Annotated in this window: 12 protein-coding genes; 5 read left to right on the top strand and 7 right to left on the bottom strand. The window is 37.0% G+C overall.

Annotation, left to right across the window (positions count from 1 at the left end):
* The first annotated feature begins 164 nt into the window (after window positions 1–164).
* A complete protein-coding gene (locus CPS_RS14485) occupies window positions 165–2,309 on the top strand; it encodes a transporter substrate-binding domain-containing protein (RefSeq protein WP_011044016.1) in 2,145 nt (714 codons plus the stop codon).
* Between the two features lie 79 nt (window positions 2,310–2,388).
* On the top strand, window positions 2,389–3,219 hold the full coding sequence (locus CPS_RS14480; protein WP_011044015.1) for a hypothetical protein: 831 nt from the start codon (window positions 2,389–2,391) through the stop codon (window positions 3,217–3,219).
* 94 nt (window positions 3,220–3,313) lie between these two features.
* Here CPS_RS14480 and ilvN read toward each other — a convergent pair whose 3' ends face one another.
* Complete coding sequence (gene ilvN, locus CPS_RS14475; RefSeq protein ID WP_011044014.1) at window positions 3,314–3,811, bottom strand: acetolactate synthase small subunit; 498 nt, start codon at window positions 3,809–3,811, stop codon at window positions 3,314–3,316.
* On the bottom strand, window positions 3,811–5,538 hold the full coding sequence (locus CPS_RS14470; RefSeq protein ID WP_011044013.1) for an acetolactate synthase 3 large subunit: 1,728 nt from the start codon (window positions 5,536–5,538) through the stop codon (window positions 3,811–3,813). Before CPS_RS14470 ends, ilvN begins: the two co-directional genes overlap by 1 nt.
* A gap of 521 nt (window positions 5,539–6,059) precedes the next feature.
* On the opposite strand from CPS_RS14470, the gene CPS_RS14465 reads away from it, so the two are divergent.
* Window positions 6,060–6,638 (top strand): DUF4136 domain-containing protein, encoded by a 579-nt coding sequence (locus tag CPS_RS14465; protein WP_011044011.1) that lies wholly within the window; start codon window positions 6,060–6,062, stop codon window positions 6,636–6,638.
* Between the two features lie 307 nt (window positions 6,639–6,945).
* On the opposite strand, the gene yfbR is transcribed toward CPS_RS14465, so the two are convergent.
* The 3 genes from yfbR to CPS_RS14450 all read right to left on the bottom strand — a co-directional run bounded on the left by yfbR (window position 6,946) and on the right by CPS_RS14450 (window position 10,919).
* Window positions 6,946–7,539 (bottom strand): 5'-deoxynucleotidase, encoded by a 594-nt coding sequence (gene yfbR / locus CPS_RS14460; protein ID WP_011044010.1) that lies wholly within the window; start codon window positions 7,537–7,539, stop codon window positions 6,946–6,948.
* Between the two features lie 22 nt (window positions 7,540–7,561).
* Window positions 7,562–8,797: a pyridoxal phosphate-dependent aminotransferase gene (locus CPS_RS14455; protein WP_011044009.1), complete on the bottom strand. Its 1,236-nt coding sequence runs from the start codon at window positions 8,795–8,797 to the stop codon at window positions 7,562–7,564.
* 412 nt (window positions 8,798–9,209) lie between these two features.
* Entirely contained in the window at window positions 9,210–10,919 is a 1,710-nt protein-coding gene (locus tag CPS_RS14450; protein ID WP_011044007.1) for a proline--tRNA ligase, read from the bottom strand.
* A gap of 657 nt (window positions 10,920–11,576) precedes the next feature.
* Between CPS_RS14450 and CPS_RS14445 the strand changes: the two genes are divergently transcribed.
* Window positions 11,577–12,059 (top strand): GNAT family N-acetyltransferase, encoded by a 483-nt coding sequence (locus CPS_RS14445; protein WP_011044006.1) that lies wholly within the window; start codon window positions 11,577–11,579, stop codon window positions 12,057–12,059.
* Between the two features lie 85 nt (window positions 12,060–12,144).
* Here CPS_RS14445 and CPS_RS14440 read toward each other — a convergent pair whose 3' ends face one another.
* Window positions 12,145–12,615: an RNA-binding S4 domain-containing protein gene (locus CPS_RS14440; RefSeq protein ID WP_011044005.1), complete on the bottom strand. Its 471-nt coding sequence runs from the start codon at window positions 12,613–12,615 to the stop codon at window positions 12,145–12,147.
* 25 nt (window positions 12,616–12,640) lie between these two features.
* Complete coding sequence (locus CPS_RS14435; protein ID WP_011044004.1) at window positions 12,641–13,060, bottom strand: hypothetical protein; 420 nt, start codon at window positions 13,058–13,060, stop codon at window positions 12,641–12,643.
* A gap of 131 nt (window positions 13,061–13,191) precedes the next feature.
* On the opposite strand from CPS_RS14435, the gene CPS_RS14430 reads away from it, so the two are divergent.
* On the top strand, window positions 13,192–15,390 hold the full coding sequence (locus CPS_RS14430; protein WP_187148275.1) for a carbohydrate-binding family V/XII: 2,199 nt from the start codon (window positions 13,192–13,194) through the stop codon (window positions 15,388–15,390).
* The last annotated feature ends 9 nt before the right edge of the window (window positions 15,391–15,399 follow it).

Genomic DNA, 15,399 nt, shown 5'->3' with positions numbered 1-15,399 from the left:
TTAAATACAAAAATAGCAAAAGATGCCGTTAATTCCTTAACATTATTTTCAGCTTCTTCTTAATAAAGTCAGTGGTAGGTTATTTAAACTTACCACTGGCTTTTTTTTTGTTAAACCTGTTAGTCTTAGGGATAGCTTCTCCATAATTCTTTCGGGCATATTTAATGAATAAACAGTTAGTTGCAATAACTCTAGCAAGTTTTTTTACGCTATTTATCTTAACTGGCTGTCAAGAGGCGCCAACAGTAGAAGAAAATCCTAAAACTGACATTAGCCAAAATGGGAAACAAAACGATCTCAAGCCTAAAACTCAAAAAGCAGTAAAAATTGTAAAACAGAGAACAACCGCTAGAACTTGGTCTGAGATAAAAGCATCAGGGCAGATCAACGCAGTAAAGCTTGATTGGAAGTTAGAATCTGCACTACCACGAGCAGGTTCCACAGGGGCATATCACACTACTTTATTACAGAGCTTTGCGGATAGCCGAGGTTTAAAAGTTAAGTGGCATAGGGTGAGCAACTTAGCTGACATGTTTAAGAAATTATCAGCGTTTGAGGTTGATATTATTCCGCGACATCTAACCATCACCACAAATCGTCTTGATAAATATAGTTTCACCTATCCACTTTTACGTGACAAAGAAGTGGTCATCGCTAAATCGGGCAAACAAGATTTTGATGAGGATGATGACAATAATATCTCTCTTCCTATTGGCTCAGCTTATATTGATAGTGTTAGTAAGCAATATCCTCACTGGCAAGTTAACATTATTGAAGATCATGTCAGCTCTCAGGAAGTGGCTGATAGTGTCGTAGCTGGTCTAACTAAATACACTGTCATCGATGGTTTTGCTTTAGAAACATTAAAACAATATCGCGATGATATTCAAAGTGTTTTCACTTTACCTAAAGCGATTAATCTTGCTTGGGCCGTTAATTTAAATAATGACACTTTTTTACATGAGTTAAATGAATTCATATCGGTTCATCATGTTATGCAAATGATAGAGCCAGAGCGCACTATCGATTTTAAACAGTTAAGAAAAGATAAACTCCCTTTACGTGTGATCACACGTAATAGTCCTGAAACCTATTTTTTATGGCGCGGCGAGTTACTCGGTTTTGAATATGAATTGATGCGAAAATTTGCTGATATCCATAAGGTGAAATTGGTTATTGTTGTGGCGGATAGTTACGAAGAAATGCTAGAGCTATTAGCTGAAGGGAAGGGAGATATTATTGCCGCAGGACTGTCTCGTACTAAAGCACGGACAAAACAAATAACTAAAGCTAAGTTAGCGACAAGTATTCGTTATAACCGGGTAAAAGAGCAACTGGTTGCTCATCAAGATAGTGCACAAATAAATGAAGCAACGGATCTTAAAGGTCGCACCATAACTATCAGAAAAAGCAGTAGCTTTTGGGCTACAGCTCAAAGGTTAGCGACAGATTTTGGCGCCAATATTGTTTTAGCAAATGAAGATATTGCCACCGAAATATTAATCGCTCAGGTCGCAGATAAAGAAATAGATTTAACCATCGCTGATAGTAACTTAATCGCCATTGAGAGCAGTTTTCGCTCACAAATCATTACCCCGCTAACCTTTAAAGAAGATGTACCTTACTCTTATCTGGTCAGACAAAATAACCCGCAATTATTAGCCTATTTAAATGAATTTGTTAGAAAGTACTATCGTGGTACTTTTTATAATGTAGTTAAAAATAAGTATTTTTATAATGAAAGACTGCAAAAAAGTCATAACAAGTACCGTTTGGTGTCCGGCTCAATTTTATCGCCCTATGACGATATTGTTCGCTTACATGTACAAGAGTATAACTTTGATTGGCGACTTATTGTCTCGCAAATGTATCAAGAAAGTCGGTTTGACCCGCTGGCAAGTAATTCCACTGGTGCCTTTGGTTTAATGCAAATGTTACCGCGCACAGCAGCAGAGCTGGGAGTAAAGGATTTAAAAGACCCTGAGCAAGCTATTGCATCTGGCGTGCAATATTTAGATTGGACCCGCGATCGATTCTCTAAGGACTTGCCAGTACAAGAGCAAATATTTTTCTCTCTTGCCTCTTATAATGCGGGTTATGGCCATGTAAAAGATGCGCAACGTTTAGCAAGACAGTTAGGGCTAAGAAGTGATCGATGGTTTAACAATGTTGAAAAAGCCATGTTATTACTTCAGCGTAGACAATATTATAACAAAGCACGCTTTGGTTATGTTCGAGGGAGAGAGCCAGTAAATTACGTACGCGATATTCATCAGCGCTATTTAAGTTATATTCGCATTACTGATTAATAGACTGATTAATGGGTTAATTATTCTATTTTTTAAAAGAGGGCATAACCATTTCTTTATTATTAATAGTGCATAAATTATGAAGCCAATAATGGTCATTGTTTTAATGCTATTTAGTTTTATAGTCATGTCTGTAGAAGCTGAAGATATTGAACCAGTACATTATGCTTACGCTAATTACTTAGGTAGTGGTATCTATCAAACCACAGGTCAAAATGCTAGTTTGATCAGCATGCCGTTTTCCTATGAACTAGGGCATGAGGGAAAAACAACTTATGGCTTACGCTTGCCTGTTTCAGTGGGTTTTTTTGACTTTGAACTAGGTGATTTACCAAACCTTGATTTACCTGATAGCGTTGGCACAGTAACTTTTACGCCGGGCATTGCGTTTAACTATCAATACAGTAAAGATTGGTTTATTGAGAGTTATATTGATCTAGGTTATGGCCGAAACTTAACAACGAACAAAGGCGTTAGCATTCACTCTTCGGGCGTTTCTGCGCTTTATCATTTCGATATAAAAAACTATGACGCAATTTGGGCGAATAGATTATATTACGCTCGTTATGATGGTAACGGTTATGATGCTAAAGACTCCTATGCTGCTATTCAGCTTGGCATAGATATGGGGTTACCCTTACAATATCAAGTATTTGGTTACCCATTTCAGCCGAGATTTTTTGCCACCGCCTTTTGGTATTTTAGTGAAGTTGATTTTTTAACACCACGAACTCGAAGCTTTGACGAAGAAGATAACGTCACGTTAACTAACAGTGTAGAGTTTGGTTTTACCTTGAAATTTGCTAAAACGATTGGTTATTCATGGGCAGGAATTGAACGGTTAGGATTAAGTTATCGTTATAGTAAAAATTTTAGTGCTTTTCGTTTACTGTTTAGCTTTCCAATTTAGTTAATCTATTCAATTTTATTACTTTACGAACACATCAGTTTAGTAAAAAAACAAAAAAAAGAGGCTAAAAGCCTCTTTTTTCGTGTGTTTTTAGTTAAATCCGTAAAGCTTGATCGCCACGTGCCATACCAACACAACCTGAACGAGCCGACTCAATAATTTCAGTCTCGTTTTGTAAGGCATTAATAAAGGCATTAAGTTTTTCCGCATCACCGGTAAGTTGAACAGTATAAACTTGCTTGCCAATATCTATAATATTACCGCGAAATATATCCGTTATCCGTGTTACCTCAGTACGTGACTTATCATTCATAGCCGCCACTTTTACTAAGAGTAATTCACGTTCAATGTGTTTTCTATCGGTAATATCAGTGATTTTAATCACATCAATCAGCTTATTTACTTGTTTAACAATTTGCTCTAATACTTTGTCATCACCCTTAGTCGCAATGGTCATTCGAGATAAGCTATTATCATCAGTTGGCGCAACGGTTAAACTTTCAATATTAAAAGCACGTTGAGAGAATAAGCCAACAATACGTGATAGTGAACCAGGTTCATTCTCCATCAAAATCGCTAAAATTCTACGCATTATGATTTAACCCCTTTTTTTAACCACATTTCATCAATTGCACCCGTACGTATTTGCATTGGGTAAACATGTTCTTTCTCATCCACCATGACATCGACAAACACTAAACGATCTTTGATAGTAAAAGCTTGTGTTAATTTTTCTTCTAATTCATCTAAGGTGTCAATCTGAATACCAACATGACCATAAGCTTCGGCGATTTTAACAAAATCAGGAAGGGATTCCATGTAGGAAGATGAATGACGACCACCATAAACCATATCCTGCCATTGGCGTACCATACCTAGTGAGCGATTGTTAAGAGTGACAATAACGACGGGTAGATTATATTGTGAACAGGTAGAAAGCTCTTGGATGTTCATTTGAATTGAACCATCACCAGTAATACAAACAACATGTTTGTCTGGATAGGCTAACTTTACGCCCATTGCTGCTGGTAATCCAAAGCCCATAGTGCCTGCACCACCGGAGTTAATCCATCGGCGTGGTTTAGCAAAAGGGTAGTATTGTGCTGCAAACATCTGGTGTTGACCAACATCTGAGCAAACGTATGCATCACCCTCTGTTATTTTATATAACGCCTCAACAACTCGCTGAGGTTTTATCATTTCATTTTCATCTTGCTCATAGCTAATGCTTTTTACATTGCGCCATAAGTTTATTTGTTGCCACCATTGGCTCAATGCCGCTTCATCTGGTGAGAAGTTAATATCAGTTAATTCATCTAATAACTGCTGCATAACCACATCGACTAAACCAACAATAGGGATATGAGCATTAATCGTTTTTGAGATTGAGGTTGGGTCAATGTCAACATGAACGATAGTGGCGTTAGGGCAAAATTTCTCGACATTATTAGTAACCCTGTCATCAAAACGTGCACCAAGTGCTAAAATAACATCAGCATTCGCCATGCTCTTATTCGCTTCTAAACTACCATGCATACCCAACATACCAATAAACTGTTTGTGGGTTCCTGAAATACCACCCAGCCCCATTAATGTATTAGTAATGGGCGCTTTTAATGTCTCAACTAACTTAGTGAGTAATTCAGATGCATCAGCTAAAACAATACCACCACCCGAATACACTACCAGTCTTTTGGCATTAGAAATCGTTTGTGCCGCTTTTTTGATTTGTTTCGGGTGCCCCTTAATATTAGGGTTATAAGAGCGTATTTTAATATCTGTTTCGATAGTAAATGGCCCTTTATTTTGAGGAATCAAAATATCTTTTGGCAGTTCGACAACAACGGGACCCGGTCTACCCGTGCTTGCTATATAAAAAGCTTTCGATATGGCATCTGGGATGTCTGCCAAGCTTCTACAGCTAAAGCTATGCTTAATGATAGGACGCGTACAACCGACGATATCAGTTTCCTGAAATGCATCGTTACCGATAAGTGAAGTAGCAACTTGACCTGCAAGCACTACCATAGGAATTGAGTCCATATAAGCAGTCGCAATACCCGTAACGCAGTTAGTTGCTCCTGGGCCTGACGTTGCTAATACAACACCAACTTCACCCGTTGCTCTCGTATAACCATCGGCCATATGAGTGGCTGCTTGTTCATGACGAACTAATATATGTTCAATTTCATCTTGTTGAAATATAGCGTCATAGATATCTAAAACGGACCCACCGGGGTAGCCGAAAATGTATTTAACTTTCAGTGCCGATAGTGATTTAACTACCATTTCTGCACCAGTAAAAAGTTCTGTTGTCATACCATCACCTTGATTTTTAGACCTGTTTTAATGTAAATAATGTGTTGTTCTTAAATTGAGTAAATTAATGTTGAGCAAATAAAAAACCCTCGGTCTTAAAAAGAGCGAGGGTTTTTTGATATTCTGCTTAATCGTTTTTGCTAAGCACAAGCTATCCCCGCTAATGGTGAAAGTACCACTACGACTATGAGGACGACATTGAGGATAGTTGTTTTAAAAATCATACAATCTTACAAAAACTTAAATATTTTAATTAGTACTATTTTTAAAGACTTTCACTACTTGTGTCAACCAATAAATACAAAACAGCAAATAAAGTGCTATTTAAAGTTTAAGTTGCATATTGACGGCTTGTTTTTATGTTTGATAGCTATGCTGTTGTTTACAATTTGTTAGAATTGAAAACAATTTAAATCACTGTTTTGTCTGTATTAGTAACGTATTATGATTTATATTAACTGTAATATTATATCGTAGGCCTATAGATTTATAACTTTGGTCTTACAAAAAATGGAACAGATATGAACCCAATCAAATTATTAGTAATTACCAGCTTAATTGTTTTTACCGCAGGTTGTGCGACAAATTCAGCTAAAGTTAATTTTGATAAGAACACTGAAATTGAAACTATTAACTATAAAACCTTTGCTTGGTTAACTAATGCTAAGATCATGGCGGCACCTGTTGATATTAACCCTGTTATGAAAGAAAGAGTTGATAAGAGTATCGAAGACGCTTTTATTGCTAAAGGTTACCGATTAGTTGATAACGCTGAAAATGCTGATTTTGCTATTTCTTATACAGTAGGTAGTCGTGATAAAATTAAAGTAAATAGCTATCCAGCAACATATAACAGCGGATTTGGTTGGGGACGCGGTTATTATGGCGGCCGTGGCTACTACGGTACTATGTCAATGGGTACAGAAACGAGTGTTAGACAATATACTGAGGGTAAGTTAGCTATTGATGTTTATGATGTTAAAAATCATCAACCAGCTTGGCATGGTTGGGCTACTAAACGTTTATCTTCAGAAGATAAAGAAACACCATCAGCAACATTGAATGAAATTGTTATCAAAGTAGTGAACCAGTTTAAATAATTCATAAAGTTATACTATGATGTACAAAAAAACGGCTTAGCCGTTTTTTTTTGCATAAAATAACGTTATATACACTGTATTGTGAGTTCACCAGACACTTAGCTCTTAACGTTAATGATAGTGATAAGTTAGTGTATTAAGTGTTGAAGCTGGCGACTCTCTTAAAAGGGGATCTTAGTACTAACCTAGATGTATAAAATCCAGAAGAAGCAATAGTCGATATTGGGGAATAAAGCGTTGTGAGGAAGTGTATCGATTCAATATAATGAAATAGGCCAATTTATCTTAAGGAAATTGACCGTGAACATTATTCTTTTGATAACTTATCTACAGTGGCCAAACAAGCAGCCATAAAGGTATCAATAAAGTATTCTACTTCAGGCATGTTTTCTTTTAATTCAGATATTTTTATCGCTAATCGTTGCTCAACATGATCAAACTCTGGATTCTTATGATTAATCTCATCTAGGGCTTTAATATAAGCGACAATGATATCAGCAGCTTTAACAATCGTTTTGTATTCTTCTGAGACGTTATCTTGTACGATAATATCGCTAAATAGTTCTTGAAGTTCATCAGGAAGTGAGGCTAAACATTCTTGCTCTGCTAATAATTCAATCTTTTTAAATTCTCTAGCTATCTCTTTATTTGCATACTTTGTTGGATTAACAATATCGCCGTATCGGGTTTCACTGGCTTCATGATACATGGCAATAGTTGATATTTTATCGGCATTGATGTTGCCATTAAATTTTTTATTTTTAATGACAGCCAGTAAATGAGCAACAATGGCAACCTGATGTGAGTGTTCCGCAATATTTTCTGGTTTAACACAAAACATTAATGACCATCGTTTAATTAATGGCATGCGAAACATCCAGGCTAGAAATGAACTTTGCATAATGTGTCCTCGCTATTAATGATTATGCTGATTTACTCGGCTGAACTTGTTTATAGCTAGCAAAAAAGCTTTTTAACTTTTCAAGAGCAGGAATTAACTCATCAACATGAGGTAAAAAGACTAAACGAAAATAATTATGCTCTTTAACATTAAAAGCTCGACCATGAACTAATAGTATCTTTTCTTGTTTTAGTAAGTCTAAAACCATGCGTTCATCGTTGGTGATATTGAATTTTTTATTATCTACTTTAACAAATAGATATAAAGCACCCATGGCAGGGTTACATGATAAACCATCAATATCATTAATCATTTTGTAAGCAACATTACGTTGCTTAATTAAACGGCCGTCATCACGAATTAATTCATTAATACTTTGGTAACCACCTAATGCAGTTTGTATGGCGTGTTGGCTCGGTACATTGGCGCACATTCGCATAGATGAGAGTAATTTTATGCCTTTAATATAGTCTTCAGCATGTAATTTTGGACCAGAAATGACCATCCAACCCGCTCTAAAGCCAGCAATACGATAATTTTTTGATAAACCACCCAGTGTAATGATAAACACATCTGTCGCTAATGCAGCAGTTGGGACATGTTTAGCTTCATCATAAAGAATTTTATCGTAGATCTCATCGCTATAAATTATTAGACCATGTTTCCTTGCTAGGGCAATTATAGCGTGTAAAACCTCTTCTGAATAAACCGCACCAGTTGGATTATTAGGGTTGATCAATACAATGGCTTTGGTTTTTTTTGTAATTTTACTTTCCATATCTTCTAGATCTGGAAACCAATGATTCTGCTCATCACATCGATAATGCACAGGTTTACCGCCTGAAAGTGATACTGCTGCAGTCCATAATGGATAATCGGGTGCAGGGATCAATACTTCGTCGCCATTATCAAGTAATGCTTGCATTGCCATCACAATCAGTTCACTGACGCCATTACCAATAAAGATATCATCGACCATGACATCTTTAATACCTTGCTGCTGAAAATATTGCATGACAGCAACTCTGGCAGAGTAAATTCCTTGAGATTCGGAATAACCCTGTGAGTTAGGTAAGTTATGGATAACATCTTTTAAAATATCATCAGGGGCTTCAAAGCCAAAAGGGGCGGGGTTACCAATATTTAACTTAAGAATTTTATGACCTTCATCTTCAAGGCGTTTCGCCTCGACGGCTACTTGTCCTCTAATATCGTAACAAACATTATGTAATTTAGATGACTTGGTAATAGCTTTCATGAGTTAGTAACTTCTTAAGTAAAATGGAAAAAAGAGAACATCTCATTGTTGCTAATAATGTACTGTTTTGAAAGTCTTATTTTGGTTTTATTTATGATAATTTATCTTATTTTATAGATAAAAGGCATATTGTAACAACGCATTTACTTTTATTAATAGTGCAGCGACCAAAGACCTGACAAGAATGAAAGGTTTTTCACTCAATAGTGTCTATTTATAGCTAAAACTAGCCAATATTATACTCAATAAACTGGGAGGATGAAGTAACGAGGAATGTTCTTTGTTTGCCATTAATGGTATTGCTGCGGAAGGTAAGAATATAGTGCGATTAAAATCAGTATAGTTTGAACAACAAAAAAGGGGCAACAGCCCCTTTTACTTTACTTAGTCAATAATATAAATAATTGCATTGTTAATTAAATAAAGACATAACTTCATCAATAGCAATAAGTGACTTTTCACCAGTAATACGGTTTTTAAGCTCAATCTGCTGAGCATCTAAATTACGCTCACCAATGATAAGCAATAATGGCGTTCCCATTAATTCATGATCAGCAAACATAACACCAGGGCGTTCTTTTCTGTCATCAAATAATACTTCAATACCCGCTTGATTTAACGATTCATATAATGCTTCGGCTGTTTCTTTTACGCGTGCTGATTTTGCCATATTCATTGGCACAATCGCCACTTGAAATGGTGCAATAGCTTTAGGCCATTTGATACCGTATTTATCGTGATTTTGTTCTATAGCAGCAGCAACAATACGAGAAACACCAATACCGTAGCAACCCATAGTCAATGTTTGGTTTTTACCACCTTCATTGAGAACTGCACAGTTCATTGCTTCTGCATATTTACGGCCTAACTGGAAAATATGACCTACTTCAATACCACGTTTTATTTCAATGTTACCTTGACCGCATGGGCTTGGATCACCAGCAACGACGTTACGGATATCATGTACGCTGATTTCGTTACAATCACGTTGCCAGTTTACACCAGTTAAATGTGCGTCATCTTCATTGGCACCACAAACAAAATCACTTAAGTGAGCAGCACTGCGATCAACAATTACTTCAATGTTTAAGCCAACAGGACCAATAGAGCCGGCATTACAATTAGCAGCGGCTAAAATTTGCTCTTCGCTAGCAAATGTAATTGGTGTCGCTACTTGTGGTAAATGTTCTGCTTTAATTTCATTAAGCTGATGATCACCACGAAGCACAAGGGCAACAACTGTTTCAGCTTCACCTTCTACCGTTGCTCCAACAACTAAGAGTGTCTTTACTGTTGTTTTCAAATCAACAGATAAACACTGTACTAAGTCATCCATGCTTTTAACATTTGGTGTAGCTACTTTAGTTAACGTTTGCGTTGGCTCTGCACGTTCACCTGCTGGCGCTAATGCTTCAGCTTTTTCAATGTTTGCTGCAAAATCACTTGCATCACTAAAAGCGATATCATCTTCACCTGAGTCAGCAAGTACATGGAATTCATGTGACTTCTCACCACCAATTGAACCTGTGTCGGCTAGAACCGGACGGAAATTTAATTCTAAACGTTCAAAGATACGGCAATAAGCATCAAACATAATTTGATACGTTTTTTCTAAACATTCATCTTCTAAATGAAAAGAGTAAGCATCTTTCATTAAAAATTCACGGCCACGCATCACGCCAAAGCGAGGTCGTATTTCGTCGCGAAATTTTGATTGAATTTGAAAAACATTTAACGGTAGTTGTTTATAGCTACTAAGTTCATTAGCTACTAATTTTGTGACAACTTCTTCATGCGTTGGACCTAAAACAAAAGGACGTTTATGACGGTCATTTATGCGTAATAACTCTGGACCATAGTCATCTAACCGACCTGACTCTTGCCAAAGGTCAGCAGGTTGCACCATAGGCATCAATATCTCATTACCACCAGCGCGTTGCATTTCTTCACGAACAATTTGTTCTACTTTTTTCAAAACACGCAAACCAGTTGGAAGCCATGTATATAACCCAGAGGCTAGATTACGAACAAGTCCTGCTCGTAACATCAACTGATGACTGATCACTTCTGCGTTAGCAGGGGTTTCTTTAAGAGTAGACAGTAAATATTGACTGGTACGCATCGTAAAAATTTCCGTAAAATAGGGATAAGTATAATTGGCGACATTCTATCAGGGGGCTAGCTTATGAAAAAGTAATATATGTAATATTTATGACTTAGTTACATCAAAGTTATTAATGTGACGGTTTATGGACTTTTTTAGTCGTTTATTTACAAAAGCTAGGACAAATAAAGGAGAATAAAACTAACGATGAAAGCCTTTTAGAATGGTAATCGTTTGAAAGGTACTTATTCACCTCACTGAGAGAACAAAATTTTTGATTTTTATTTAATGAAAGCTTTATATACTCACCAATCAATATGCTGGTTTCAGAGTGCTTGAGCTATTTTAATTCAAGGCGCTGTGATGAAATAATGGTTATTCAGGAGAATATGCTCCTGCATTCTCTAATAACACCATCCATGTAGCGCCATTATAAATCACAGCAACGATGAAGTGATGTTGCGCAAGCGCTTCTTTGATGGGTTTTAAATGACTTTATACTGCGTCAAATAATCAAAGCATAGAATGATTATGTTTAAATCATTCTTCTTGCCTAAAGTCATTTTAATTCCCTCTGAAAACATGCACTGTGAATGGTAACGAGTATATTGACACAATATCATATTCATATTATGCGTATAGTTCGTCCATTAAAAAATTAACAAAGGAAGTAGTGTGAAAATAACTCTAATTCAAGCAGATTACCATAACGAGCAACACGGTAAAGATTTAGTGATGCTATTAAATGCCTATGCTCTTGACCCTATGGGTGGCGGCGAAGCGCTAACAGAGCATACGCAGCAAAATTTAGTGGCGACTTTAGCAAAACGAAGTGATTTTTTAACATTACTTTGTTATGTCGACGGTAAACCCGCGGGAATACTTAATTGCGTTGAAGGGTTTTCTACGTTTAAGTGCAAACCGTTACTTAATATCCATGATTGCGGTGTATTAAAAGAATACCGAGGTTTGGGGTTAAGTCAAAAATTGTTTTGTGAAGTAGAAAAAATATCGCGTAAACGTGGTTACTGTAAATTAACTCTTGAAGTATTAGAGGGTAATACAGTCGCGCAAAATGCTTACAGAAAGTTAGGCTTTACTGGTTATGAGTTAGATGAAAAAACAGGTAAGGCGTTGTTTTGGGAAAAAGTACTGTAAATATGTTTTAAACGTTAATGATTGTTAAAATGGCTTTCATTAACGTTTATTTATCAATGATTAAAAGAACTTATATCGTTAATAATTAAAATGAAATAGGTTTTCTTTTTCTTGGTACTTTAACTATTTCAATATCTTGTGGCTGAGCAATAAAATCACTTTTAGCTTGTTTTTTATTAGGCCTAGCTTTTTTCTGAGGTGTTTTAGCCTTTGAAACATAATTGCTCTGTTCGTTAGTTGTTTTAGTTGGACTTTTAGTCGTAACTTCACTAACCGCTGGAGTGATGCTTTCTTCTAGACTTTCAGGGATAACTTCTGCCTCAGTGAGCTCTTCATTGATAAGTAACTGAACTACTTCACCATTAAACTCAATCACATCTTCATGATAAACTTTTTTACGCTTTTGGTATTCCACTTCACCATTTAGTAAAACATAGCCTTCACTGATAACGACTTTTGCTTCACCGCCACCACTGACTAAATTTGCTATTTTTAATAACTTACATAATTCTACCGGTTGATGGTTTAATTCAATAACTAAGTAACTTTCTGACATATATTTCTCGATAATAAACTGAGATTTATTCTTGTGTTAATTGAGATAAAAGTTCAGTTATTTCAGTTTTTAATTCTTCGCTTTCAATGGATTGAGCAACGTCGTTAGCTTTATTAGCAAAAATTAGTGCTTGTTCTTTCTCTTCAAATTCAACTTGGCGTAGCGCCATTGCTAAATATGCGGATGCAGTAAAAACTGGTAATGCTAATTTTTCAGCCGTTGCTAAGGCTACTTCATAAATATCCATAGCTTGCTCACCATCTTCGGTAAAGTCAGCAAGTGCTTCCCATTGTAGAGGGTGATCTTTTGGTGAGTCTTGGTTTGTTGCACAAAGCACTTGTAATTTTTTACAACTGGCTAGCCTTAACTCATCATTATCGGTGTTTGAAGCGTTAGCAATTTCTTGGCAAATAGCAAGAATGTCAGTATATAAAGGGGCTTTCATAGATATTCCTAGTGTATATAAGTAGTTACCGGCTTAATTTTAATGTAATTATATTTACAGCGGCATTATTTCAGGCGATATTAACATACTGACAATTTTTTTACATTAACCCGCACACAATACAGGATTGTATGATGAAACTTAGCCTTAATGTACCCATACTAAGAGTTATTAGTAGATGCTTCATAGCATGCTTTTTACTCCTTTTTTCTTTAACTAGCTTTGCTGAAGATTGGCCACAAGAGCTATCTGGTGATCGTGGTACTATAGTCGTTTATCAACCTCAGCCTGAAAAGCTTAAGGGTAATATTCTGACTGGGCGGGCGGCAATGTCACTTGAATTAAAAGACAACCCCAATCCCATTTTTGGCGTATTTTGGTTTTCGGCCAAAATAGCGACAGATCGCAGTGAAAATACAGTCACTATTAACCAATTAAAAGTGACTAAAGTAGGCTGGCCTGATTCAACAGAATCAGATGAAAAGCAGTTTAGTCAATTTGTTGATGCACAATTAGCCAACTCTTCATTTACCGCTTCGTTATCTAAATTGACCGCCAGTTTAACCAGTGCAGAGCAAATAAAAGAAAGCCTCGCCACGATTAAAAATGACCCACCAATAATACAGTTTACAAGTATTTTGTCAGTATTGCTTAGCTACGATGGTGATCCTGTTTTTAGAGATATTGATAACAGTGACTATCAGCGGGCATTAAATACACCACTGGCGGTAATAAAGAAAAAAAACCAAGCAAAGTTTTACTTAACCAGTGGGCATCTATGGTACCAAGCATCAACAGCGTTAGGACCTTGGTCAATATTAGCTAATCCTCCTGCTGATCTTAAAGCGTTAATTCCAAAAGAAGAAGAACAAAGCGACACACCACAAGTCATTTCAGCGCCTAATATTGTAACGGCAACTAAGCCGACTGAACTGGTTGTTTCTGATGGTAAAGCGAATTGGACGAGTTTAGTGGGTGGTAAATTACTCTATGTTGAAAATACCGAAACACCTTGGTTACGTGAACTTGCCAGTGGTGATATGTATTTGCTGTTATCAGGTCGTTGGTTTAGCAGTAAAAGTGAACAAGGTCCTTGGGTTTTTGTTCGTGGTGATAAGTTACCGCAAAGTTTCAAAGAAATCCCACCTGAATCTGCTATTGGTGGCATAAGAACATCCATTGCAGGGACTGATGAGGCTGAACAAGCGGTATTAGATGCACAAATTCCTCAAACCGCTGCAATTAAACGTAGTGAAGCTAAGCTGACGGTAAATTACGACGGCGAACCTATTTTCGAGAAAATAGCTAATACCCAAGTTGAATATGCAACTAATACTTCAGCGCAAGTACTTAAAATCTCGGGTAAATATTATGCAGTTGATAATGGTGTTTGGTTTGTTGCCTCAAAGGCTAAAGGGCCTTGGCAAGTTGCCGATGATATTCCTCAAGAAGCGATAGCTCAAATTCCGCCTAGCTCACCTATGTATAACACCACTTATGTCACCGTTTATGACTCTACACCTGACGTTGTGTATGTCGGTTACACCCCAGGTTATATGTGGTCATATCCATATTATGGTGTGCCTATTTATGGTACTGGTTGGTATTACCCACCTTATTATGTTGGCGGTTGGTATTACCCTAGACCACCAACGTGGGGATTACATGTAGGTTATAACCCATGGACTGGCTGGAATGTTGGCGTAAGTTGGGGCAGCCCATTCTTTAGAGTTGGCGTGGTATGGGGCGGTGGTTATCACCACCATCCAAGACCCTGTTGTGGTCGATATTATGGCGGTGGTTATCGAGGAAATACCAACATAAACATTAATGGCAATGTGAATATTGGCAACTCGGTGAGTATTGCAAATCGTGATCATGCAAAGAAAAGAATTGCCGCCAATCCAACGAATAGGACTGGAGGAAGAATCGCACAGGGTCATCGAACTAATAATCTATACAATCAAGGTGTCAATAAAAAGCGTAATGCAATCAAACAACCATCGACAGGAAAAATAAACAGAGCAAAAGTCTCTCCGAAGCGAGCGAATAATGTTTATGCCGATAAACGTGGTGGTGTTGTGCGTCACGAAAATGGTCAGTGGCAAAATCGTAGTAATAAAAACTGGAAGACGGTGCCAAAACAGGGAACACTGAACTCTCCCTCTTTTCCAAATCAACAACAGCGTAACCAGCAAATAAATAGGCAAAAACCTAATAACCGTTCATTTGATCACAAAACGATGAATCGTGATTTACATGGCCGACAAATGGGTAATATGTCGCGAGGTGGTCATCAGCCAATGGGCAACGCTCGACGAGGTAGATAGCTTATTTAT

This window comes from Colwellia psychrerythraea 34H (genome assembly GCF_000012325.1).
GTDB classification, from domain to species: domain Bacteria; phylum Pseudomonadota; class Gammaproteobacteria; order Enterobacterales; family Alteromonadaceae; genus Colwellia; species Colwellia psychrerythraea_A.
This window is presented reverse-complemented; position numbering and strand designations above follow the sequence as displayed.